Origin of the sequence: Streptomyces sp. NPDC059679, assembly GCF_042734105.1 — a bacterium.
Classification (GTDB): domain Bacteria; phylum Actinomycetota; class Actinomycetes; order Streptomycetales; family Streptomycetaceae; genus Streptomyces.
On record NZ_JBHWES010000043.1, the window covers coordinates 45,881 to 68,884 of the forward strand.

Below are 23,004 nucleotides of genomic sequence, written 5' to 3' on the forward strand. Positions count from 1 at the left end.
AGCAGTGATCAAGAGCGAACTCATGATCACCGGCACGCCCCGGACGGTCTTGGGCGCGCTGGTCCCCCGCTTTCACAGCCCGGACAGCGACACGTCTCCTGGACATGGTCCGTTCCGGGAGGGCGGGCTCCCTCACGACCTGGCCATATGGGTCCGGCCAGAGGCGACGGGGAGGCCCCAGACCATCTCACCGGTGGAAAGGGGGCCCCGCACGCTGACACCGCACCCGGCGTCCCAGGTCGCATAAAGCACGTTAGCCGCAATCCAGCGCAAGACCCCGACGATCCTCACGATGACCACTCAATCGTGTGCAAATTCGGCAAATCCAGTTGCGAGCCAGGCGGTTGAGAACCCACGTTCCGCGACACCCACTCGTCACCACACCAGCAGCAGGATGGCGACGGCGATGGCCTCGGCCTCGATATAGGGGACGCCGAACCGCATCAGGGTGAGCGTGATCGGCTTGGCCGACCAGATCTCGAGGGTTTCCAGGAAGTAGCCGAGCCGGTGGGCGTAGCGGCGGACCATGGCGGTCTCGCGCGGCCCGAGCCGGACGAGCAGCTTGGCCAACAGGTCGCCGCCGTGGTGCAGGGCGACGGTCAGCAGCCGCTGCCGGATGAGCTGTGCGTCGGCCGGGGCGGCGCCCGCCGTGCCGAAGAGCGCCGTCTTGGCCGCTTCGAGCTCCGTGGTGTCGCCGGCGGCGTGCCGCACCCGGATGACCAGGTCGTCGATGTCGGGTCCGGTGATGGCCGGTTCCCCCGTCGTGATCGTCACGCGCCCCTCCTTTTTATGTCCGCTTTTTATGTCCGCACGGCGGCTTTGTGTCGGCACGGCGGCGGGATGTCGAGGCCCGGGGCACCGGGCCTGCCCCTACCGTCAGCCGCCCTGTGTCCCAGGCGCATGAGTCATCCGCCCCGCCCCTGCCCGGAGCGTCGCTACGCGGCTCCCCTCTCTGTTTATTTGACGACCCGTCAGATAACGTGCCCCTCTCGCCCGCCCACCGCCCAGGGGGCCGGAACCGCCACCCCTGCGGGACAGAAGAGGACAGAAGGGGGACCTCCGCCATGCCCGTCACGGTCGTACGGCTCAACCTGGTCGATCCCGACGCCACACCCGAATCCCTGTCCCGGCGCTACCGGACGGCCGTCGAGATGGCCGCCTTCGCCGATGAGCAGGGCATCGACACCATTCAGACCGAGGAGCACCACGGCGCCGCGAACGGCTGGCTGCCCTCCCCGCTGACCTTCGCGGGCGCCGTGCTCGGCGCCACCCGGCGGATCGCGGTCACCGTCTCGGCACTGATCGTCCCGCTCTACGACCCGCTGCGGCTGGCCGAAGACATCGCCGTACTCGACCTGGTGAGCGGCGGGCGCCTGGTCGCGGTGGCGGGCATCGGCTACCGGCCCGAGGAGTACGCAGGGCTCGGCAGGGAGTGGAAGCGGCGCGGCGCGCTCCAGGACGAGGCGCTGGAGACCCTGCTCGCGGCCTGGACCGGCGAGCCTTTCGAGTACCGGGGCCGTACGGTGCGGGTCACCCCGCGCCCGTACACCCGGCCGCATCCGACGCTGCTGGTCGGCGGCAGCTCCAAGGCCGCCGCGCGCCGGGCCGCGCGGCTGGGGCTGCCGTTCTTCCCCAGCGCCCATCTGCCGGAGCTGGAGGCGTACTACCACGCCCGGCGGGCGGAGTACGGGACGGAGGGCTGGTGCGTGATGCCCGCCGCGCGGACGTCGCTGCTGCATGTGGCCGAGGATCCGGAGCGGGCCTGGGCGGAGTTCGGCCCGCATCTGCTGCACGAGGCGCGGATGTACGACTCCTGGCAGTCGGACGGGGGTGTGCACTCGGCCGTCCGCTCCCACGCCGAGGACGTGGCGGCGCTGCGCGGCGAGGGCGTGTACCGCATCGTCACGCCCGAGGAGTGCGTGGCGCTGGCCAAGGAAGGCGGCGAGGCGGCGAACCTGGTGCTGCATCCGCTGTGCGGCGGGATGCCCGTGGAGGAGGGCTGGCGCTCGCTGCGGCTGTTCGCGGAACGCGTTCTGCCCCGCCTCAAGGAGTGAGGCGGGGCAGAACCCTTGAAAGGTGAGGAGGGGGCCGGCGGGGGGTTAGCCCATCTCCTCCAACGCCTTGCCCTTGGTCTCCGGCACCCACTTGAGGATGAAGGGGATCGAGAGCGCGGCGAAGACGGTGTACATGATGTACGTCGCCGACAGGTTCCAGTCGGACAGGCTCGGGAAGCTGGCGGTGATGGCCCAGTTGGCGATCCACTGCGCGGAGGCGGCGACGCCCAGCGCGGCGGCGCGGATCTTGTTCGGGAACATCTCGCCGAGCAGCACCCAGACCACCACACCCCAGGAGAGGGCGAAGAAGAGGACGAAGGCGTGGGCCGCGATCAGGGCCAGGACGCCCTGGGCGTGCGGAAGCTTGCCGTCGACCAGGTGCGCCGAGAAGGCCCAGGCCACCAGGCCGAGCGAGACCGCCATACCGGCCGAGCCGATCAGCGCGAGCGGCTTGCGGCCGATCTTGTCGACGAAGACCATCGCGATGACGGTGCCGATGATGTTGATGATCGACGTGGTGAACGAGTAGAAGAACGAACCGCTCGGGTCCACGCCGACGGACTGCCACAGCGTCGAGGAGTAGTAGAACGCCACGTTGATGCCGACGAGCTGCTGGAAGACCGAGAGACCGATACCGATCCAGACCACCGGCAGCAGCCCGAACCGGCCGCCGAGCAGGTCCTTGAAGGTGGACTTGTGCTCACTGCGCATGGCCTGCTCGATCTCGGCGACGCGCGCGTCGAGGTGGCTGCCGTCACCCTCGACCTGGGCCAGGACCTCCTTGGCGCGGTCGGTCTTGCCGACGGAGATCAGGAAGCGGGGCGACTCGGGGATGGCGAAGGACAGCAGTCCGTACACCACGGCCGGGACGACCATCACGCCGAGCATCCACTGCCAGGCCTCGATGCCGCCGATCTTGCCGCGCTGGTCGCCGTCGGCGAGGTGGAGGATGCCCCAGTTGACGAGCTGGGACAGGGCGATGCCGACGACGATCGCGGCCTGCTGGAAGGAGGCCAGACGGCCCCGGTACGCGGGCGGGGCGACCTCGGCTATGTAGGCCGGGCCGATCACGGAGGCCATGCCGATGCCGATACCGCCGAGCACCCGCCACACGGCCAGGTCCCACAGGGCGAAGGGCAGGGCCGAGCCGATGGCGCTGATGGTGAAGAGCACGGCGGCGATCTGCATGACGCGGATCCGGCCGATGCGGTCGGCGACCCGGCCGGCGATGGCGGCGCCGATGGCCGAGCCGATCAGGGCGATGGCCACGACCTGGGCGAGCGCCGCGGAGCCGATGTCGTAGCGGCCGCGGATGGCCTCGACCGCTCCGTTGATCACCGAGCTGTCGTAGCCGAAGAGAAAGCCGCCCATCGCGGCGGCGGCGGTGATGAAGATGACACGGCCAAGGGGGGCCGGCCGGGCCTGGCGGCCCGCGGACCCCGGTGCCTGCACGGTGGTGGTCAACGTGAACTCCTGTGGCCATCCGGCAGCGCTGCCGGACGTGGGGGGCCTTCCAGAGGAGGCTCGGCCGAGTAGGTCGGCCACCACTTGAAGGTAAAAGCGACGTTGCAGAGACTATGCCTTCAAGTTTCGAAGTCAATGGGATGTGACGAAGCAGTCATCACAGGTGGATTGAGGGCTCACGGACGCACTTGATCGAATGAGTTCAAGTGTTGAAGCGCTTACCGCAGCCTCTGGCTGATGACCTTCGAGACCCCGTCGCCCTGCATGGAGACCCCGTACAGCGCGTCGGCGACCTCCATGGTCCGCTTCTGGTGGGTGATCACGATCAGCTGGGAGCTCTCCTGCAGCTCCTCCATGATCCGGATCAGCCGCTGCAGATTGGTGTCGTCCAGCGCCGCCTCGACCTCGTCCATGACGTAGAACGGGCTCGGCCGCGCCTTGAAGATCGACACCAGCAGCGCCACGGCGGTCAGCGACCGCTCCCCGCCGGACAGCAGCGACAGCCGCTTGACCTTCTTGCCCGGCGGTCTGGCCTCCACGTCCACGCCCGTGGTCAGCATGTTCTCCGGGTCGGTGAGCAGCAACCGGCCCTCGCCGCCCGGGAACAGCCGTGAGAAGACGCCCTCGAACTCGCGCGCCGTGTCCCGGTATGCCTCCGTGAACACCTGCTCGACGCGCTCGTCCACCTCCTTGACCACCTGCAGCAGATCCGCCCGCGTCTTCTTCAGGTCCTCCAGCTGCTCACTCAGGAACTGATGCCGCTCCTCCAGCGCCGCGAACTCCTCCAGCGCCAGCGGGTTGACCTTGCCCAGCTGCTGGTACGCGCGCTCGGCGGCCCGAAGCCGCTTCTCCTGCTGCGCCCTGACGTAACGCACCGGCTGGTTGCGCGGATGCTCTGGATCTTCCGGCAGCACCTCACCCTCGGCGGGCGGGGACGGCGGCACCAGCTGGTCCGGGCCGTACTCGGCGATCAGCCCGGCCGGCTCGACGCCCAGCTCCTCCAGCGCCTTCGTCTCCAGCTGCTCGATCCGCAGCCGCTTCTCGGCACCCAGCACCTCGCCCCGGTGCACCGAGTCGGTCAGCTTGTCCAGCTCGCCCTTGAGCTCACGCCCGTGGTTGCGCTCGGCGACCAGCTCGCGCTCCCGCTCCGCCTTCGCCCGCTCGGCCGCGTCCCGCTCCTGCTCCGCCCGCACCAGCGAGACCTCGACATGCGCCAGCAGCTGCCGGGCGCCCGAGGCCACCGCCGAGGCCACGGTCGCCTCATGCCGCAGCCGCGCCCGGCGCTGCTCCGCACGCGCCCGCGCCTCGCGCTCGGCGCGCGCGCCCCGATCGAGCGCGTCCGCCCGCCCCGCGAGCCCCTTGACCCGCTCCTCATGCGTACGGACCTGGAGCCGCGCCTCCATCTCGGTCTGCCGGGCGTTCGCCCCGTCGGCCGCCAGCCGATCCCGTACGGAGGTGTCCGGCTCTTCCTCGCCAGGCTCCTCCTCGGCGACGATCAGCCGCTCGGCCAGTTCCTCGGCCTCCTCCGTGGCCCTGGTCAGCGCCTCCTCCGCCTTGGCCGCGGCCGCGGTCATCCGCTCGGCCTCGCCCGCCGCGGCCCGCGCCTGCCCGCCCAGCCGCCCCAGCGACTGGGCGACCTGCGACTTCTCGCGATCGGCCGCGCTACGCCGGGCCGCCAGCTCCTCGACCCGCGCCGCGCACTCGGCCCGCCGCTCCGCCGCCGCCCGCTGCCCGTCGGTCAGCTCCTCGCACCGTACGGCGAGCTCCTTCAGCTCCGCCGCCGCCTCGTCGACCGAGGCCTGCACCTCCAGCAGACTGGGCGCCCCGGCGGAGCCGCCCTGGGCGAAGTGCGCCCCGAGCAGATCGCCCTCGGCGGTCACCGCCGTCAACTCCGGCCGCCGCTCGACCAGTTCCTCGGCGTCCTCCAGCGTCCCGACCACCACGACGTCCCGCAGCAGCCACCGCACGGCCGACAACAACCCCCCGGGCCCACTCACGAGCTCCGCAGCGCGCGGTGCCCCGATGTCTGTGTCCGGCCCGGCTGTATCGGTCGCCGACGCCGCCCGGCCCTCGTCGGGCCCGTACGCCGTCCCGTCCCCGGGCTCCCCGGGTCTGGCGCCCGGAACCGTGATGCCCGCGTCCGCGCGCGCCCCCTGGCCGTCCGCGCCGCCTTCGGCGGGGTGCGGCAGGCGTACGGAGCCGAGCTGACCGACCGTCGGACCGCCCAGCGCGCCGGCTCCGGCGGCCGCGCCGTCCGTCGGGTGCTCGCCGGGGCCGTCGTGGCCCGTTCCCGAGCCGTTCGTCTCGGCCGGTCCGCCGGCCGCCGGCACCGCAACCCGGGCGTGCCCGGCCGGTGCGGCCGCCGCCGGGGCGCCGAGGAGGAGCGCCGCGCGGCCCGCGTCCTGTTTACGGAGGAGGCGGATGGCCTCCGCCGCGGTCCGGGGGTCCTCGACGGCGATCGCGTCGGCCGCGGCGCCGAGGGCCGCGGCCACGGGGACCTCGAAGCCGGGGGCGACCGTGAGGAGTTCGGCGGCCGGGCCGAGGAGGCCGGTCAGCCGGTCGGCGGAGCCGAGCAGGGCGCCCGTACCGTCCTTTCGGCGCAGCCCCAGGGCCAGCGCGTCATGGCGGGCGGCGGTCGCGGCGCGTTCGCGTTCGGCCGCGGTCAGGGCCTCGCGGGCCGCCCGGTGCGCGGTCTCCGCCTCGGACAGCTCCCGTTTGGCGGCTTCATGGCGCTCCGCCAGTTCCGCGTCGCCCGCGTCCAGTCCGTCCACTTCGGCCTGGAGCTGTTCGTACTCCTCCTGCGCGGCGGCCGCCCGCTGCCGCGCCTCGTCGCGGGCGACGGCCAGCCGGTCGATCTCGGCCCGGGCCGAACCCGCCCGGCCCCGGGCGGCGTTCACCTGGCCCTGTAGCCGGGCCAGCCCCTCGCGGCGGTCGGCGATGGCGCGGGCCGCGTCCTTCAGACTGCGCTCCTCGAGGGCCAGCTCGCGCTCCAGCTCGGCCCGGTGTGTGACCGTATCGTCCAGCGCCCGGCTCGCCGCCTCCAGCGCGGCCTCCAGCTCCGCCTCCTGCTCGCGGATCCGGGCCGCCTCGCGCTCCATGTCCTCCGGGTCGCGGCCGCGCCGCTCCTCGTCGGGGGCGGAGGTGGCGCTCTTGATCCGGGCGTCGGCCAGGCTGATCGTGCCGCGCACCCGCTCGGCGAGCTGCGAGAGCTCGTACCAGGTCTGCTGGGCGTCCCGCAGCCGCGGCGCCAGCTGCCGGACCTGCTCCTCCAGCGCCGCCTCCCGCTGCTGCGCGGTGCGCAGCTCGGCCTCGGCGGTCTCCTTGCGCTGCTTGAGCGCGGCCTCGTCGGCGATCTCGGTGCGCAGCGCCTCGCGCATGGTCACCAGGTCGTCGGCGAGCAGCCGCAGCCGGGCGTCGCGCAGATCAGCCTGGATGACGGCGGCCCGCCGGGCGACCGCGGCCTGCCGCCCGAGCGGTTTCAGCTGGCGCCGAAGCTCGTCGGTGAGGTCCTGGACCCGGGCGAGGTTGGCCTGCATGGCGTCGAGCTTCCGCAGCGCCTTCTCCTTGCGCTTGCGGTGCTTGAGTACGCCCGCGGCCTCTTCGATGAAGGCGCGGCGCCCGGTCGGATCGGCGTGCAGGACGGAGTCGAGTTGGCCCTGGCCGACGATGACGTGCATCTCGCGGCCGATGCCGGAGTCGGAGAGCAGCTCCTGGATGTCCAGGAGGCGGCAGGTGTCCCCGTTGATCTGGTATTCGCTGCCGCCGTTGCGGAACATGATCCGCGTAATGGTGACTTCGGCGTATTCGATGGGCAGGGCGCCGTCGGAGTTGTCGATGGTGAGCGAGACCTCGGCGCGGCCGAGCGGGGGGCGGCCGGTCGTCCCGGCGAAGATGACGTCTTCCATCTTTCCGCCGCGCAGCGACTTGGCGCCCTGTTCCCCCATGACCCAGGAAAGCGCGTCCACGACATTGGACTTGCCCGAACCGTTGGGGCCGACGACGCAGGTGATACCCGGCTCGAAGCGGAGCGTCGTGGCGGAGGCGAAGGATTTGAAGCCTCGGAGGGTCAGGCTCTTGAGATGCACGCCTTTGGACTCTACCTCCCGTGTCTCACCCGGCACCGTCCATCGGCCGTGGCGCCACGAGGTCGCCGTTGGCTTCTCTCGGCTTCTCTGAGCTTCTCTCGGTGTTTCTCAGTGTTTCTCGGTTCTTCGCGTTCTCGCGGTTTCTTCTCGGTTTCGCCGCTCAGGGGGTGGGGCACATCAGACGGTAAGGGAAGCGCGGCCGGCCGCCGCGGAAACGACGAAGGGACGCCGTCGGCGTCCCTTGCAGATTCTCAAGCGGCTGACGGTGCAGCCCGACCGGCCCGGAAGCCGGGTCAGGCGAGCGCAGGCTCCGCCTGGGGTACGTCGATGCTTTCGAGCAGCGAGTCGCCGTGGTGAGCGGCGGCGGACAGAGCGTCGTTCTCGGCCTGGATCCGAATGAGCTCGGATTCAAGGTCCTGGACGCGCTGCTGAAGCCGTCGCATCTCGGCGAGGACTCGGGGGTCGGAGCCGCCGACGTAACCGAGAAGCGCCTTTGCCATGATGGATGGTCCTCCACACTGAGTGACCGCGACCGAAGCGGTGGTGGGTCGTGAGGGATTTCGCACCCGCGATGCCTGCCGTTACTACCGTGCTGAGTGGCAAACAGTTAAGGTGCGCGGGGCTTCCAGCGTCTCACCAAATGGTTTGAGGGTCAACACGATCACAGGCCGACGGGACCCCTGCGGCCGGGGGCATATCGAGCGGCGAGAAGCGCCGAGCCCACATCGATCAGGCCGTCGAAGCGAAGGGATCATCCCTTACGCGGCAGCCTTCCACGGACCGGCCGCATTGGCAACCATCAGCCTCTTTCCGCTCACGCGCGGTGTAAAAAGCCCGCCCGGCGCGGGGTCGCGGCGGGCGGGTGCGGCGGGGTGGCTCAGCGGATCTCGAAGGTCTCGTAGCCGCCCTTGGGTGTGTCCCAGATCTCGGTCACGCCGTCGACGCGGCCGGGCGTGTCGTCGCTCCGCAGCCAATCGAGCAGCTGTTCGCAGTTCATGCGTTCGCCTTCGGCGACGATCTGGACCCGTCCGTCGGACAGATTGGAGGCGAACCCGGCCAGCCCTCCGATGCGCAAGGCGTTTGCCCTGGTGAACCAGCGAAAACCGACCCCCTGGACCCGACCGCGGACCCACGCGGTGAGGCGCACTCTCTCGTTCATGGCTGGCACGCTAGCGGAGCAATTTGCTCCCCGGACACCTCAGCCACCCCCGCGATGGCGTACAGTCCCGGCTCAACGCAGTACTCACTCGTACGAGTGACGCATGTGACCCCGATCTTGCAAGGAAGGCAGGAGATGGGCCGCCATCGACGATCTGCCCTCGGATCCGCGCCGACACCCCCCGCTCCCGGCGCAGGGCGCCACCGAGGAGCCCGCCGAAGCCATCTGGCACCGGTGCGGACCGGATTGCTGAGTGTTTCCGCCGCCGTCGCGGTAGGCGCGGTTGCCATGGCCGCCGGGCTGCTGCCGGGAGGGCCGACCCTTAGCGGAAGCAACGACCCGGCCGGAGGCGTGCGCGCCGACGCCCCGCCGGGCTCCGCCCTGGAGACGCAGGGCTCCCCCTCGACATCGCCGGTGGACCGCGGTACGACCCCCGCGGACCGTGGCAACGACCGACCGCAAGCGCCGTCCACGTCCCCCTCGAAGACCCCGGGCAAGCCCTCCGCCACGCCCTCCACCCCTTCGAAGCAGCCGGGCTCCTCGGACTCCGGCCAGGCGAACGGGAACGGAAAGGGCAACGGGAACGGAAACGGGAAGGCGAACGGCCACGGGAACGGCAAGGGGAACGGAGGTTCGGGCGGCAAGGGCTCCTCCTCGTCCCAGAAGCCCACCACGCCCCCCGGCCAGAGCGAGGACCCCAACACGCCGGGGAACTCCGAGAAGACCGCCGCACAGGAGGTCCTGGCGCTGGTCAACCAGGAGCGGTCGAAGGTCGGCTGCGAGCCGGTGACCGCGGACCGGAAACTGTCCCAGCTGGCCCAGGACTTCACCGACGACATGGCCCTGCGGGGCTTCTTCGACCACCTCGACCCGGACGGCGACACCCCCTGGGAGCGAGCGGAGCAGGTCGGCATCCTGAACCTGGGCGGGGAGAACATCGCCCGCGGCCAGCAGGACGCGCAGGCCGTGATGGATTCCTGGATGAACAGCGCCGGCCACCGCGCCAACATCCTCAACTGCACCTACAAGACCCTGGGCGTCGGTGTGAACTTCGGGGACGGGGACGGCCCCTGGTGGACGCAGGACTTCGGCTACTGAGCCGGTCCTGAGCCGCCGGGCCGCGCCGAGCCGCCGGGCCGCGCCGACACACCGGCCCGCGCCGGCCCCGCCTCGCCCACCCCCTCGCCCGCCGGGTCAGGCGGCGAGGGCGGCGCGCCCCGCGACGGCGATCTTCGCGCTCTCGGCGATCCGGCGGCCGAGGTGCTCGGCGGTGGCCACGTCGGCCTTGTGCACCGCCTCCGGGCCCTCGTCCACGTTCGTCTGGGCGGCGGCACCCAGGAAGACCCCGAGGCGGTTGAGGTCGTTCTCGGAGGCGGCCGAGCTGTTCCAGCCCGGGTGCAGACCGAGGTTCACCCAGTTCATCCCGTGCTGGGCGGCGAGCACGGTGAAGAACTGCAGGGTGTGCACCTTGTCGCCGCTCTTGGACCCCGAGTTGGTGAAGCCGGCCGCGAGCTTGTCCTTCCACGCCTGGGTGAACCAGCGCTGGGAGGACTGCTCGGCGAAGGCGTGGAAGGCGCCGGACGCGGTGCCCATGTAGGTGGGCGAGCCGAAGACGATCGCGTCCGCGGCGTCGAGCAGGCCCCACTGCTCCTCGGTGATCTCATCGACCTTGATCAGGTGAACGGTGGCGCCCGCGGCGTCCGCTCCGGCGCGGACGGCCTCGGCGAGGACGGCGGTGTGCCCGTGGCCGGAGTGGTAGGCGACGGCGATGACGGGGGTGGTCACGGTATGAGCTCCTGAGGTCGGGCGTACGTGCACGGTGGAATGTTGCGTGCACGGTGGAATGTCCGGACCAGAAAAGCACTAACTTTTGGAAAGCGCAACCCGCCGGTGAGCGCTGCGCTCAAGTATGCTCATGACATGGAGAGCGACTGCGCCACGCCGACGAGCACCGAAACGGCGAGCGACGACCTGGCCTTCAACGTGTTCGCCCGCGCCTGCCCCTCCCGCGGCACGCTGGAGCACATCACCGGCAAGTGGGGCGGCCTGACCCTGGGGGCGCTCAAGGAGGGCAGCTTCCGGTTCAACGAGCTGCGCCGCCGGGTCGACGGCGTCAGCGAGAAGATGCTGTCCCAGACGCTGCACGCGCTGGAGCGCGACGGCCTGGTGCACCGCGAGGCGCAGCCGACCAACCCCCCGCGCGTGGACTACGAGCTGACCCCGCTGGGCCACGCCGTCGCCGAGCGGCTGCTGGCGCTGATCGGCCTCGTCGAGGAGCGTATGCCAGAGGTGCTGACTGCCCAGGTGCGCTACGACGAGGAGCGCGGCACCGCGGTACGGGGCGCCACGGCCGGAAGCGCCGGGGCCGCCGGGCGCGGCGGACGCTGACAGCGCGGGCAGAAGTAGCTGGAGCGGTTCATCCACGGGCGGCGGCGCATCGGCGTGGCACAGCGGCGGCACGGCTCGTTCTCCCGGCCGTACGCGTCCAGGGAGCGCTCGAAGTAGCCCGACTCGCCGTTCACATTGACGTAGAGGGAGTCGAAGCTGGTGCCGCCGACCGCCAGCGCGGCGTTCATGACATCGCGCACATGGTCGAGGAGTTCGACGCTGCGCGGGCGGGTGAGGGTGGCCGTCGGCCGGTCGTAGTGCAGCCGGGCGCGCCACAGCGCCTCGTCGGCGTAGATGTTGCCCACCCCGCTGATCAACGACTGGTCGAGCAGCGCCCGCTTGAGGGTGGTGCGGCGACGGCGCAGCGCGGTGTGGAAGGCGGCCTCGTCGAACGCCGGGTCCAGCGGGTCGCGGGCGATATGCGCGATCGCGGCCGGCAGCCCGTCCACGGCGCCCTCGACCGTCTCGTGCAGTGAGAGGCCGCCGAAGGTGCGCTGGTCGACGAAGCGCAGCTCGGTGCCTATGGAGTCGTTGAAGCGCACCCGGATGCGCAGATGCTTCTCGTCCGCGGCGCCGTGCGGCTGGACGAGCAGCTGGCCGCTCATGCCGAGGTGCGCCAGCACCGACTCGTCGGCGTCCTCCAGCGGCAGCCATAGATACTTGCCGCGGCGGCGGGCCACCCCGGCGCGGCGGCCCTTCAGCCGGGCGGCGAAGTCCTCCCCGCCCCCGAGGTGACGGCGCACCGCGCGCGGGTGCAGCACCTGCACTTCGGCGACCGTACGGCCGCTGACCCAGCGCTCCAGACCACGGCGGACCACCTCGACCTCAGGCAGCTCGGGCAACGGGGGCCTCCTTGGCCGACGCCCTCGCCCTCCCCGCGACCGGAGCCCGGTCGCGGGGAGGGCGAGGAGGGTTGATCAGTGTGCCGTCGGGGCCGCCGTATCGGCGGCCTCGCCGTCCGAGGCCGCGGCGGTGCCCTCGGCCGTGGCCGCTTCGGCCTTGGCCTTGGCCTCGTCCGCAGCGGCGCGGATCGCGCGCCAGGCGGCCTCCGCCGCCTGCTGCTCGGCTTCCTTCTTGCTGCGGCCGGTGCCGGTGCCGTACGCGACACCACCGACGCGGGCGGCAGCCGTGAAGGTCTTCTCGTGGTCGGGTCCGGTCTCGGAGACCAGATACTCCGGCACTCCAAGGCCCTCGGTGGCGGTCAGCTCCTGGAGGCTGGTCTTCCAGTCCAGGCCCGCGCCCAGGTTCGAGGACCTGTCGATCAGCGGGTCGAAGAGCCGGTGGACCAGCTCCGCGGCGGCGTCAAGCCCCTGGTCGAGGTAGACGGCGCCGATCACCGCTTCGAGGGTGTCGGCGAGGATGGATGCCTTGTCCCGTCCCCCGGTGCCCTCTTCGCCCCGGCCGAGCCGGATGAAGGCGCCGAGGTCGAGGCCGCGCCCCACCTCGGCCAGCGCACGCGAGTTGACCACGGCGGCCCGCAACTTGGCCAGCTGGCCTTCGGGCAGGTCGGGGTGGATGCGGTACAGCGTGTCGGTGACCACCAGGCCGAGCACGGAGTCGCCCAGGAACTCCAGGCGCTCGTTGGTGGGCAGCCCGCCGTTCTCGTACGCGAAGGAGCGGTGGGTCAGCGCACGCACCAGAAGGGCGGACTCGAGCTGATACCCGAGCCGCCCTTCCAGAATCGTGTGGGACGAGGCCGTGTCCGCCTGGGCCGTTTCTCCCGCTCGCTTACGGGGAGTCGTGTTGGCGTCCGACATAGAGCCTGTCACCCGCCGATCAGACCTCGAGGACCTGGCGGCGGTTGTAGGTGCCGCAGCTCGGGCACGCGATGTGCTGCAGCTTCGGCTCGTGGCAGCGCTCGCACGCCACCAGGGTGGGGACCGCAGCCTTCCACTGCGACCGGCGGTGGCGCGTGTTGCTGCGCGACATCTTCCGCTTCGGAACAGCCACGGCTACTTCTCCTGTGAGTCATCCCCGCGCGAGCGGGGTGCGTTGTCCTTCTCGCCGTCCGAGGTGGCCTCGGCGAGTCCCTGCAGTGCCGCCCAACGGATGTCGACGGCGTCGTGATGGTGGTCGGGGTCGTCCTCGAGCCGCGCTCCGCATTCGGCGCACAGCCCGGGGCAGTCCTCCCGGCACACCGGCTGCAGCGGCAGTGCCAGCACCACCGCGTCCCGCAGCACGGGTTCGAGGTCGAACAGATCGCCCTCGAGGAAGAATGTGTCCTCCTCCTCGGCGTCGTCGCCGGTGTCCGCGGGGCGGCTCCGGTCGTCGGCGTCGGGGTAGGAGTACATCTCCTGGAAGTCCGCTTCGAGCTCCCGCTCCAGCGGCTCCAGACACCTTACGCACTCCCCTGTCAGCGGTGCACGGGCGGTGCCTGTGACAAGCACACCCTCCATGACCGATTCCAGGCGGAGGTCGAGCTCCACGGTCGCGCCCTCCCGTACCCCGATGACCTCGATACCGAGGTCCTTGGGGGCCGGGACCGAACGGGAGAGCCTTTTGAGCGCACCTGGCCGACGGCCCAGCTCGCGTGTGTCGAACACGAGAGGGGCACGGTGGTCGAGGCGGGCGTTCAGGGCTTCCTGCTTTCTACGGCTGCGGCAGGCCACCCGACGCTGGTACGACGAAACGGGCAGCCGAGATCGCGGACGTACGCGCGACCGAACAGCCAGGATACTGGACCAGCCGCCATAGACCCAATCCGCCCCCGGGGCTGTGGATAAGGTCCGGCCGGGCTCAGCGGCCCTGCTCGTACTGACGCAGCTGGTCCAGGTCGATCATGCTGGTGTCGAACAGGCTGGTCTCGTCGAGGGCCGCGGCCGGCAGCTGGGCCTGCTGCTGAGGCTGGTGCGGCTGGTGCTCGAGCTGCTGCTGAGGCTGGAGCGGGGACTGCTGTTCGGGGGCGTAGCCGCTCGGGTCGTAGCCCTGGGGCTGCTGCTGCCAGCCGTACGCGTCCTGCTGCTGATAGCCGCCCTGGGCCGCCGCGTACGGGTCCTGCTGCTGGACGTAACCCTGCTGCTGGTAGCCGTACGCGTCCTGCTGCTGATAGCCGGCCGTCGCCGCGTAGTACGAGGCGTCCGGCGCCGCTTCGGGCCGCGCCGTGGACAGCTGCGCCTGGGACTGGGCGAGATCCGCGAGGTAGTCGTCGTCGCTGGCCTGGTGGCCCAGCGGGGTGGCGGCGTCCTGGGCGGCCAGATGGGCGCCCAGCTCGTCGATCGCCCGGGCCCCGAGCAGCTTCTGCCGGCCCCGGCCGACCGCCTCCAGCGTCTTGCTGAGCACCGCCGAGACCGCGCCGAGCTTGGTGTCCACGTAGTCGTCGGCGCGCTGCTGCAGCATTTGAGGGTCGGCGCTGCGCTCCGGGCCGTCCTCCAGCTGCCCCGCCGCCCCGTCCTGCTCCCCGCCCACGGCGCGGCCCAGCATCTTCTCGCGGCCGCGGTCGACGGAGCCGATGGTCTTGGTCAGCACGACCTCGAAGTTGGCGAGTTTGGAGTCGACGTAGTCGTCGGCCTCGGCACGGATCTCCTCGGCCTCCCGGCGGGCCTCCTCCAGGATCCGGTCGGCCTCCTCCTGGGACTTCCTGGCGACTTCGGTGTCCGAGACCAGCGAACCCCGGTGGGCGTGCGCGGACTGGATGATCCGCTCGGCCTCCTGGCGGGCCTCCTCGACCATCCGCTCACGGCCGCCGATCACGTCCTGAGCCTGGGCGAGGGAGTCGGGGAGAGCGGCGCGCACCTCTTCGAGCATGGCGAGCAGCTCGGCGCGGTTGATCACGCACGAGGCCGACATGGGCATGGACCGGGCGTTGCCGACGGTGTCGACGATCTCGTCGAGCTTCTTCTGCACGTCCACCTTGGGTGCTCGCCACTCTCTCTTGACGGACTTGACGGAACTGGAGGGAACTTGACGCAACGAACAGGGCGGCCTGGAACGGCCGGGCACGACTGTACGGCCAGCGGGCCCCGCCCGACACCCGTCGGCCCGGCCGTCAGCGGGTCAGCGCCGGCCGAGCCGCTCGGTCAGGGCATCGAGCACCACCGGGGGCACCAGATGGGAGACGTCCCCGCCCCAGGTCGCGACCTCCTTGACCAGGCTGGAGGAGAGGAAGCTGTAGGTGGGGTTGGTGGGCACGAACAGCGTCTCCACCCCCGAGAGGCCGTTGTTCATCTGGGCCATCTGCAACTCGTAGTCGAAGTCGCTGACCGCCCGCAGCCCCTTGACGATGGCTGGGATCTCGCGCTCCTTGCAGAAGTCCACGAGAAGGCCGTGGAAGGCCTCCACCTGAACGTTCCCGTACTCGGCGGTGACCTGGCGGAGCAGGTCCATCCGCTCGTCCACGGTGAACATGCCTTGTTTGGACTTGTTGATCATCACGGCGACGTAGACGACGTCGTACAGCTTGGACGCACGGGCGATGATGTCGAGGTGCCCATTGGTGACGGGGTCGAAGGACCCCGGACAGACTGCGCGGCGCACTGGTGGTTCCTCGCTCTCGGGTCCGGTCATGACGCGTTGTCGCACGTCGAGGCGGCGCGACCGTACCAAAGCGTGCCCTCGCCGTAGCGACGGGCCCGCAAGCCCTCGAAACCGGCAGGCCACCCGAAATCTCCGCCTCGCGTGCTCCGCTCCACCGTGGCCAGAGCGTCGGGCGCGAGCCACCGGTTACCGGCGAGTGTGAGCAGTATCTCCCGCAGTTCCTCGTCGGCGACCGCGTACGGCGGGTCCAGGAACACCACGTCGTACGGGCCGCTCGCGGGGGCCGGTCCGGCGATGGCCTGCTCGGCCCGGCCCGTGCGCAACTCGGCGCCGGGGAGGCCGAGCGCCCGGATGTTCGCCCGGATGGTGCGGGCGGCACGCGCGTCGGACTCCACCAGCAGCACATGCTCCGCGCCGCGCGAGAGCGCTTCCAGGCCGACCGCGCCCGAGCCGCCGTAGAGGTCGAGCACCCTGGCCCCGCTCAGCGAGCCCAGCAGCGACTCCCAGGTGGAGAAAAGACCTTCGCGCGCCCGGTCCGAGGTCGGTCGGGTGCCGTTTCCCGGCGGCACTGCCAGGCGGCGGCCGCCGGCGGCTCCGGCGATCACGCGGGTCATCGGTGACGCAGTCCTTCGCGGTGGGAGGGGCAGCGGCGGGCCGTACGAGGCCGCTGTCCCTCCACAATATGGCGTCCCGGCCCGTGCTTCCGGCCTCAGATCCCGGCCGGCTCATGCCGATCGCCCCTCAGCCCTTATCCAGGTACTCCTCGCGCTCCTCGTCCAGGAACGCGTCCAGCGCCGTACGCAGCTCCGGGTATCCGGCCAGTTCGGGGTCGGCCGCGACGACCGCCGCCGCCTCCTCCCGGGCCGCCGCGATGACCTCCTCGTCGTCGATGACCGCGAGCACCCGCAGCGAGGAGCGGGCCCCGGACTGGGCCTGCCCCAGCACATCGCCCTCGCGCCGCTGCTCCAGGTCGATCCGGGAAAGTTCGAAGCCGTCCAGCGTGGCCGCGACCGCGCCCAGCCGGGCGCGGGCCGGGCTGCCCTCCGGCATCTCGCTCACCAACAGGCACAGCCCGGCGGCCGAGCCACGGCCGACGCGGCCGCGCAGCTGGTGCAGCTGCGAGACGCCGAAGCGGTCGGCATCCATGATCACCATGGCGGTGGCATTGGGGACGTTGACGCCGACCTCGATGACCGTCGTGGCGACCAGGACGTCCACCTCGGCCGCGGCGAAGCGGCGCATCACTTCGTCCTTGGCCTCCGGCTGCATCCGGCCGTGCAACACCTCCACGCGCAGATCCCGCAGCGGGCCCTTGGCCAGCTGCTCGGCGATGTCGAGGACCGCGAGCGGCGGCCGCTTCTCGGCCTCGTCCTCGGGGGACTTGGCCGGAGACTTGCCTGGCGGCTTGGCCGACTTGCGCGCCGCGCCCTTGGGTTCGGCCCCCTCGTCCCCGTTGTCCTCGCCCATCTCGTCGCCGATCCGCGGGCACACCACATACGCCTGGTGGCCGGCCGCCACCTCCTCGCGCACCCGCTCCCACGCCCGCGCCAGGAAGTGCGGCTTGTCCTTCGCGGGCACCACATGGGAGGCGATCGGGGAGCGTCCGGCCGGCAGCTGGTCCAGCACGGAGGTCTCCAGATCGCCGAATACGGTCATGGCGACGGTCCGCGGGATGGGCGTGGCCGTCATCACCAGCAGATGCGGCGGCTGCTTGCCCTTGGAGCGCAGGGCGTCGCGCTGCTCCACGCCGAAGCGGTGCTGCTCGTCGACCACGACCAGGCCCAGATCGTTGAACTGGACCTTGTCCTCGATCAGCGCATGGGTCCCGACCACGATCCCGGCCTCGCCGGTGACCAGGTCCAGCAGCGCCTGGCGCCGGGCCGCGGCACCCATGGAACCGGTCAACAGCACGACCTTGGTGCCCTGTTCCGAGCCGCCCAGCATGCCGCCCTCGGCCAGATCGCCCATCATCTCGGTGATCGAGCGGTGGTGCTGCTGGGCCAGCACCTCGGTGGGCGCGAGCATCGCGGCCTGTCCCCCGCTGTCCACGACGCCCAGCATCGCGCGCAGCGCGACCATGGTCTTTCCGGAGCCGACTTCCCCCTGCAGCAGCCGGTGCATGGGGTGGTCGGTGGCGAGGTCGGCGAAGATCTCCCGGCTGACGCTCTGCTGGCCGTCGGTGAGGGTGAACGGCAGCCGCTCGTCGAAGGCGTCCAGCAGGCCGCCCTCGGCCGGGGCGCGTGGCACGGCGGGCAGTTGGGCGTCGGCGTGGCGCCGCCGGGCGAGGGCCACCTGGAGCACGAAGGCCTCGTCCCACTTGAGGCGGTCCCGGGCCACCGCGATATCCGTCTTGGTGCGCGGCCGGTGGATCTTCAGCAGCGCCTCGGGGAGCTCGGCCAGCCCGCGGCCGAGCCGCAGGCTCTCGGGCAGCGCGTCGACCAGGCCGTCCCAGCCGGTGGCCTCCAGGCTGTCGAGCAGCGTCCCGACGGCCTTCTCGATCTTCCAGGACTCCAGCTGGGCGCAGGCGGGGTACAGCGGCCGCAGTTGGTTGGCCCACGCCTCCACGGCCGCCGCGCCGTCGTCCTTGCCGAGCATTTCGTACGCGGGGTGGGCCAGCTGGCGCACATTGCGGAAGACGCCGACCTTGCCCGCGAACATGCCCCGGCGGCCGGGCAGCAGCTCCTTCTGCGCCGCGAAGACCCCGCGGCCGAAGAAGACCAGCTGGAGGCGGCCGCTGCCGTCGGTGAGGGTGACCTCCAGGCGCTGTTTGGTGCCGCGGTCGAATTTGTGCACGCGGGCGTCGGCGACCTGCGCGACGACCGTCACATGCTCGTCGAGGGGCAGGTCGGACAGCCGGGTCAGCTCGCCGCGCTCGGCGTACCGCCTCGGGTAGTGGTGCAGCAGATCGCCGACCGTGTGCAGGTCGAGGTGGTCGGCCATCACCTTCGCGGTGTTGCCGCCGAGCACTTTCTTCAGAGGTTCATCCAGCGCGGGCACGCTGTCCATTGCACACCACCGCACTGACAAGCGGGGTCACCCCACCCCAGGATGTGCGGGCCGCGCTGACTTTTCGATCTGTTCGCTGCCTACTGTTCGCTGCCCACTGTTCGCTGCCTATTCGATGCCTATGATCAGCGGCACGCCCGGCTGGCCGCCGTGGTAGATCACCGTGTCGACCGCGAAGTGCCCGTCCCGTACGTGGCGCTCCAGGTGCTCGGCGACGCCGTCGGGGACGTCCGCGCCGACCACCAGCGTGACCAGTTCGCCGCCCGCGGCCAGCATCCGGTCCAGCACGGTCTCGGCCGTGCCCGCGATACCGTCGCCGATCACCGCCACATCGCCGTCGATCAGCCCGAGCACGTCTCCCGCCTGGCACACCCCGGCCATGGTCCAGGACTGTCGCTCGGCGACGGCCAGTTCGGCGTAGCGGGTGGCGCCCGCGGCGGAGGTCATGGCCACGACGTCCTCGTCGAAGCTGCGGCCCGGCTCGTGCACGGCGAGCGCGGCGAGGCCCTGGACCGGGGAGCGGGTGGGGATGACCGCCACCCGTACGCCCTCGGCACGGGCCTGGGCGGCGGCGGCAGCGGCCGTGTGGCGCAGTTCGGCGTCGTTGGGCAGCAGGACGACCTCCCGGGCGCGGGCCCGGCGTACGGCCTGGGCCAGCTCGCCCGCGGCCAGGCGCTCCCCGGGGCGTGCGGCGACCGTGGTCGCGCCGGCCTCGGCGCACAGCGTGGCCAGGCCCTCGCCGGGGACCACCGCGACCACGGCGCGCGCCGCGCGGTCCGCACGGGCGCCAGGGGGCTCCTGGGCGCCCGGCCGGTCCGGCAGCTGCCCGGTGTCTTCCGTGCGGGGGCGGGGGTAGGGCTCGTCGGCGTGGGCCCGGCGGGCGGCGGCCGTGCCGAAGTGGGTGATGCGGACGCGGTGCGGACGGCCCGCCTCGATGCCCGCCTCCACGGCCGCGCCCGCGTCGTCCACATGGACGTGCACATTCCACAGTCCGTCGCCGCCGACGACCACCAGGGAGTCGCCGAGCGCGTCCAGCCGGTCACGGAGCCGGGCGACGGCCGTCTCGTCCGCCTCCAGCAGATAGGTCACCTCGAAGGCGGGTCCGCCACCCGGCCCTTCGCCCACGGAGCCCACGGAGCCGTCGGTTCCGGCCGCGTGCCCGGCGGCCGGGCAGCCGTCGGGGGCCGCGACGGGCCCGGCGGCGGGGGGTCGGCCCGCGGCGGCCGGCGGTCGGCCCGATACGGCCTCGGCGAGCGCGCCGAGGACGACCACCAGGCCGTAGCCGCCCGCGTCGACGACGCCCGCGCGGGCGAGCACCCCGAGCTGGGCGGGGGTGGCCTCCAGGGCGGCGCGGGCGCCCTCGTACGCGGCGCGGGCCACCGCGGCCGGCCCGCCTTCGGTGCGGGCGGCGGCGTCGGCCGCGGCCCGCGCGACGGTCAGTACGGTGCCCTCGACCGGGTGGGCCACGCCCCCGTAGGCCAGTTCGGCCGCGCGTCGCAGGGCCCGGCGCAGGCCGTCCGCCTCGCCATCAGGGCCTTCGGCCCGGCCAACCCCGCCATCGCCGTCCGCGAGGACGTCCGCCATGCCGCGCAGCAGCTGCGCCAGGATCGTGCCGGAGTTGCCGCGTGCGCCGATCAGGGCGCCGTGGGCCATGGCGCGCACCGCCTCGGGCAGGCTCGGACCGGCGGCGGGCCCCGGGGCGGCGGCGTGGCCGTCGAAGGCGGCGGTCACGGCCTGGGTGGCGGACTCGACGGTCAGGTAGAGGTTGGTGCCGGTGTCCGCGTCCGCGACCGGGTAGACGTTGATCGCGTCGATCTCCTCGCGGGCGCGGCCGAGCGCGTCCAGCGCCAGACCGCACCAGGTGCGTACCGCATCGGCGTCGAGCGTGTGCGGCACGTACGTCCTCCTCGGGAGGGCAGGGGGCGGGGCCGTCATCGCAGGGTAGTCGCCACCCGCGCCACTGACCCGGGGGCCATGGTAATTTCGAGGTAGCGGATCGGCCGTTGTATGCTGCTCCGGTTGCCCGATGCGAATCGGGCCGTTCCCCCGGCACCGCCGATCGTTCACGATCCCGGCGAGCCGGGGCTCACCGTAAGTGTCTGTCTCCTCGCGCCAGCGGGGTTGACCCGTCTTTGGAGTAACCCGTGGCTGCCAACTGCGACGTCTGCGGCAAGGGGCCGGGCTTCGGCAACAACATCTCGCACTCGCACCGCCGCACCCGCCGTCGTTGGAACCCCAACATCCAGACGGTGCGCGCTGTGGTCGGTCGGACCCCGAAGCGGCTCAACGTCTGCACCTCGTGCATCAAGGCCGGCAAGGTTTCGCGCTGACTTCCCGCGCGTTCGGGGGCGACCCCGAGCGTGTGTCGAGTGCGACCTTTCCGGTTGCCGAGCCGGTCCACCTTTGAGGTGGGCCGGCTTTTCGCATGCCCTGAGTTCCGGGATCAGTGCCACCGCCAGCCGTGATCCACCGGGCCGATCCCCCGCCCCAGCGGGAACCCGGCCGCGATCGCGCCCGTGACGTACTCCTTGGCCGCCGTAACGGCCCGCGGCACGTCCGCCCCCAGTGCCAGGTACGAGGCGATGGCGCTGGCGAGGGTGCAGCCCGTGCCGTGCGTATGGCGGTTGTCGTGCCGGGTGGCGCGCAGCCGGTGTTCCTCGGTGCCGTCGGTGAGCAGATCGACCGCGTCACCGTCCAAGTGGCCGCCCTTGATCAGCGCCCACCGCGGGCCGAATTCCAGGATCGCGTCGGCGGCCCGCCGCAGATCCCGCTCCGCCGCCACTTCCACGCCCGTCAGCTGGGCGACCTCGTCCAGGTTGGGCGTGGCCACCGTCGCGACCGGCAGCAGCCGCGTACGGACCGTGTCGAGGGCTTCGGTGGCCAGCAGGGCGTCGCCGTGCTTGGAGACCCCGACCGGGTCGACCACGACGGGGGCGGAGATATCCGCGAGCAGCCCGGCGACGGTTTCGACGAGCTCGGCGGACGCCAGCATCCCGGTTTTGACCGCCTGTACCCCGATGTCGTCGACGACGCTGCGGAACTGGGCCCGTACGGCCTCGGCGGGCAGCTCCCACGCGCCGCTCACGCCCAGCGAGTTCTGCGCCGTCACGGCCGTGATCACGCTCATGCCGTGTACTCCGAGGGCCAGCATCGCCTTCAGGTCGGCCTGGATACCGGCACCGCCGCCGGAGTCGGATCCGGCGACGGTGAGCACGCGTGGCGGGGCCACGGGTGGGTGCGGCGGGGATGCGGGGAGAGTCGCCATGTCGCCGAATCTACTCGGCGATCCACATGGGGCTGACAGGCACTTCCAGGCAACGCTTCCAGTCCGCGCTTCCAGTCGGCGCTTCTAGTCGGCGTTCTTGTCCTTGCCGAAGTGGTCCCAGCCCGCGTGCGGCCAGGGCGCGCCGTCCACGGTCACCTGCGGCAGCGCCGAGGGGTTGAGCACTTCGCCGATCACCTTCCAGCGCGCGGGCAGCTTCACATCGGGCGGGAAGGTCGCCACGATGGCGTGGTCCTCACCCCCGTTGAGCACCCACTGCAGCGGATCGACGCCCACCGCCTGCCCGATGTCGGACATCTGGGACGGAATGTCGATGTCCCCCGAGCGCAGATCGATACGGACCTTGCTGGCCTCCGCGATATGCCCGAGGTCGGCGACCAGTCCGTCGCTGACGTCGGTCATGGCGGTCGCGCCGAGCCCGGCGGCCGCAGGCCCGGCGTGGTAGGGCGGCTCCGGCCTGCGGTGTGCCTCGACGAAGGCGCGCGGCGAGCGGAAGCCGCGGGAGAGCACCGCGTGTCCGGCCGCCGACCAGCCGAGCCAGCCCGTGACCGCGACCACGTCGCCCGGCTGGGCGCCGGACCGGGTGACCGGTTCGTTGTTGCGCAGATCGCCCAGGGCGGTGATCGCCACGGTGATGGTCTCGCCGCGCACCACATCGCCGCCCACCACGGCCGCGCCCGCCACCTGGCACTCGTCGCGGATGCCGTCCATCAGCTCGGCGGGCCAGGTCACCGGGAGTTCGGCGGGCACCACCAGGCCCAGCAGCAGCGCGGTCGGCACCGCGCCCATCGCCGCGATGTCCGCGAGGTTCTGGGCGGCGGCCTTGCGGCCGACGTCATAGGCGGTGGACCAGTCGCGGCGGAAGTGCCGTCCCTCCAGCAGTACGTCCGTACTGGCCACGACCCGCCGGTCCGGCGCGGCCACGACCGCCGCGTCATCGCCGGGCCCCAGCCGCACGGCCGGGGTGGTGGTGAGCCGGGAAGTGAGCTCTCTGATGAGCCCGAACTCCCCCAACTCGCCCACGGTGCCCTTCATCCCATTGCCCCTTCGCACTTGTCGCTCGCTGCCCGCCGCGCCGCGCACGCCGCGCGG

The 23,004-nt window shown here is 71.8% G+C and carries 21 protein-coding genes; 4 read left to right on the forward strand and 17 right to left on the reverse strand.

Annotated features, from left to right (window positions below; translation table 11 throughout):
• Positions 1 to 375: 375 nt before the first annotated feature.
• A complete protein-coding gene (locus tag ACFV2X_RS34730; RefSeq protein ID WP_385624361.1) occupies positions 376 to 774 on the reverse strand; it encodes a hypothetical protein in 399 nt (132 codons plus the stop codon).
• A gap of 290 nt (positions 775 to 1,064) precedes the next feature.
• Between ACFV2X_RS34730 and ACFV2X_RS34735 the strand changes: the two genes are divergently transcribed.
• Positions 1,065 to 2,054 carry an LLM class flavin-dependent oxidoreductase gene (locus ACFV2X_RS34735; RefSeq protein ID WP_385624363.1) on the forward strand — a complete coding sequence of 330 codons (990 nt, stop codon included), beginning with the start codon at positions 1,065 to 1,067 and terminating at the stop codon, positions 2,052 to 2,054.
• A gap of 45 nt (positions 2,055 to 2,099) precedes the next feature.
• On the opposite strand, the gene ACFV2X_RS34740 is transcribed toward ACFV2X_RS34735, so the two are convergent.
• The 4 genes from ACFV2X_RS34740 to ACFV2X_RS34755 all read right to left on the reverse strand — a co-directional run bounded on the left by ACFV2X_RS34740 (position 2,100) and on the right by ACFV2X_RS34755 (position 8,762).
• A complete protein-coding gene (locus ACFV2X_RS34740; protein WP_385624365.1) occupies positions 2,100 to 3,518 on the reverse strand; it encodes a sugar porter family MFS transporter in 1,419 nt (472 codons plus the stop codon).
• Between the two features lie 218 nt (positions 3,519 to 3,736).
• Positions 3,737 to 7,603 carry an AAA family ATPase gene (locus ACFV2X_RS34745; RefSeq protein ID WP_385624367.1) on the reverse strand — a complete coding sequence of 1,289 codons (3,867 nt, stop codon included), beginning with the start codon at positions 7,601 to 7,603 and terminating at the stop codon, positions 3,737 to 3,739.
• Between the two features lie 293 nt (positions 7,604 to 7,896).
• Positions 7,897 to 8,103 (reverse strand): hypothetical protein, encoded by a 207-nt coding sequence (locus ACFV2X_RS34750; protein ID WP_014176082.1) that lies wholly within the window; start codon positions 8,101 to 8,103, stop codon positions 7,897 to 7,899.
• Between the two features lie 377 nt (positions 8,104 to 8,480).
• Positions 8,481 to 8,762, reverse strand: a complete 282-nt coding sequence (locus ACFV2X_RS34755) for an acylphosphatase (RefSeq protein WP_089510905.1) — start codon at positions 8,760 to 8,762, stop codon at positions 8,481 to 8,483.
• A gap of 246 nt (positions 8,763 to 9,008) precedes the next feature.
• Here ACFV2X_RS34755 and ACFV2X_RS34760 point away from each other — a divergent pair, with 246 nt between their 5' ends.
• Positions 9,009 to 9,860 carry a CAP domain-containing protein gene (locus ACFV2X_RS34760; RefSeq protein ID WP_385624370.1) on the forward strand — a complete coding sequence of 284 codons (852 nt, stop codon included), beginning with the start codon at positions 9,009 to 9,011 and terminating at the stop codon, positions 9,858 to 9,860.
• 96 nt (positions 9,861 to 9,956) lie between these two features.
• Here the strand turns inward: ACFV2X_RS34760 and ACFV2X_RS34765 are convergent, their stop codons facing one another.
• Complete coding sequence (locus ACFV2X_RS34765) at positions 9,957 to 10,547, reverse strand: flavodoxin family protein (RefSeq protein WP_385624373.1); 591 nt, start codon at positions 10,545 to 10,547, stop codon at positions 9,957 to 9,959.
• 135 nt (positions 10,548 to 10,682) lie between these two features.
• Between ACFV2X_RS34765 and ACFV2X_RS34770 the strand changes: the two genes are divergently transcribed.
• On the forward strand, positions 10,683 to 11,150 hold the full coding sequence (locus tag ACFV2X_RS34770) for a winged helix-turn-helix transcriptional regulator (protein WP_385624375.1): 468 nt from the start codon (positions 10,683 to 10,685) through the stop codon (positions 11,148 to 11,150).
• On the opposite strand, the gene mutM is transcribed toward ACFV2X_RS34770, so the two are convergent.
• From mutM to ACFV2X_RS34815, 9 genes are all read right to left on the reverse strand, one after another.
• Entirely contained in the window at positions 11,072 to 11,992 is a 921-nt protein-coding gene (gene mutM, locus ACFV2X_RS34775; protein WP_385624378.1) for a bifunctional DNA-formamidopyrimidine glycosylase/DNA-(apurinic or apyrimidinic site) lyase, read from the reverse strand. The two genes, ACFV2X_RS34770 and mutM, sit on opposite strands and share 79 nt — an antisense overlap.
• A 75-nt stretch (positions 11,993 to 12,067) precedes the next feature.
• Complete coding sequence (gene rnc / locus ACFV2X_RS34780) at positions 12,068 to 12,907, reverse strand: ribonuclease III (RefSeq protein WP_385624381.1); 840 nt, start codon at positions 12,905 to 12,907, stop codon at positions 12,068 to 12,070.
• Between the two features lie 19 nt (positions 12,908 to 12,926).
• Positions 12,927 to 13,100: a 50S ribosomal protein L32 gene (rpmF, locus tag ACFV2X_RS34785; RefSeq protein ID WP_065965136.1), complete on the reverse strand. Its 174-nt coding sequence runs from the start codon at positions 13,098 to 13,100 to the stop codon at positions 12,927 to 12,929.
• A gap of 2 nt (positions 13,101 to 13,102) precedes the next feature.
• A complete protein-coding gene (locus ACFV2X_RS34790; protein WP_385624383.1) occupies positions 13,103 to 13,693 on the reverse strand; it encodes a YceD family protein in 591 nt (196 codons plus the stop codon).
• Positions 13,694 to 13,886: 193 nt separating this feature from the next.
• Entirely contained in the window at positions 13,887 to 14,999 is a 1,113-nt protein-coding gene (locus tag ACFV2X_RS34795) for a cell division initiation protein (RefSeq protein ID WP_385624385.1), read from the reverse strand.
• A gap of 144 nt (positions 15,000 to 15,143) precedes the next feature.
• On the reverse strand, positions 15,144 to 15,653 hold the full coding sequence (gene coaD / locus ACFV2X_RS34800) for a pantetheine-phosphate adenylyltransferase (RefSeq protein WP_385624388.1): 510 nt from the start codon (positions 15,651 to 15,653) through the stop codon (positions 15,144 to 15,146).
• Positions 15,650 to 16,237 carry a 16S rRNA (guanine(966)-N(2))-methyltransferase RsmD gene (gene rsmD / locus ACFV2X_RS34805; RefSeq protein WP_385624392.1) on the reverse strand — a complete coding sequence of 196 codons (588 nt, stop codon included), beginning with the start codon at positions 16,235 to 16,237 and terminating at the stop codon, positions 15,650 to 15,652. The genes coaD and rsmD overlap by 4 nt, the downstream gene beginning before the upstream one ends.
• A 127-nt stretch (positions 16,238 to 16,364) precedes the next feature.
• A complete protein-coding gene (gene recG / locus ACFV2X_RS34810; RefSeq protein ID WP_385624394.1) occupies positions 16,365 to 18,629 on the reverse strand; it encodes an ATP-dependent DNA helicase RecG in 2,265 nt (754 codons plus the stop codon).
• Between the two features lie 108 nt (positions 18,630 to 18,737).
• Complete coding sequence (locus ACFV2X_RS34815; protein ID WP_385624396.1) at positions 18,738 to 20,525, reverse strand: DAK2 domain-containing protein; 1,788 nt, start codon at positions 20,523 to 20,525, stop codon at positions 18,738 to 18,740.
• Positions 20,526 to 20,773: 248 nt separating this feature from the next.
• Between ACFV2X_RS34815 and rpmB the strand changes: the two genes are divergently transcribed.
• Positions 20,774 to 20,959 (forward strand): 50S ribosomal protein L28, encoded by a 186-nt coding sequence (gene rpmB / locus ACFV2X_RS34820; protein ID WP_009714771.1) that lies wholly within the window; start codon positions 20,774 to 20,776, stop codon positions 20,957 to 20,959.
• Between the two features lie 113 nt (positions 20,960 to 21,072).
• Here rpmB and thiD read toward each other — a convergent pair whose 3' ends face one another.
• Complete coding sequence (thiD, locus tag ACFV2X_RS34825; RefSeq protein WP_385624400.1) at positions 21,073 to 21,894, reverse strand: bifunctional hydroxymethylpyrimidine kinase/phosphomethylpyrimidine kinase; 822 nt, start codon at positions 21,892 to 21,894, stop codon at positions 21,073 to 21,075.
• A gap of 84 nt (positions 21,895 to 21,978) precedes the next feature.
• Positions 21,979 to 22,947 carry a thiamine-phosphate kinase gene (locus ACFV2X_RS34830; RefSeq protein WP_014176095.1) on the reverse strand — a complete coding sequence of 323 codons (969 nt, stop codon included), beginning with the start codon at positions 22,945 to 22,947 and terminating at the stop codon, positions 21,979 to 21,981.
• Positions 22,948 to 23,004 lie beyond the last annotated feature (57 nt).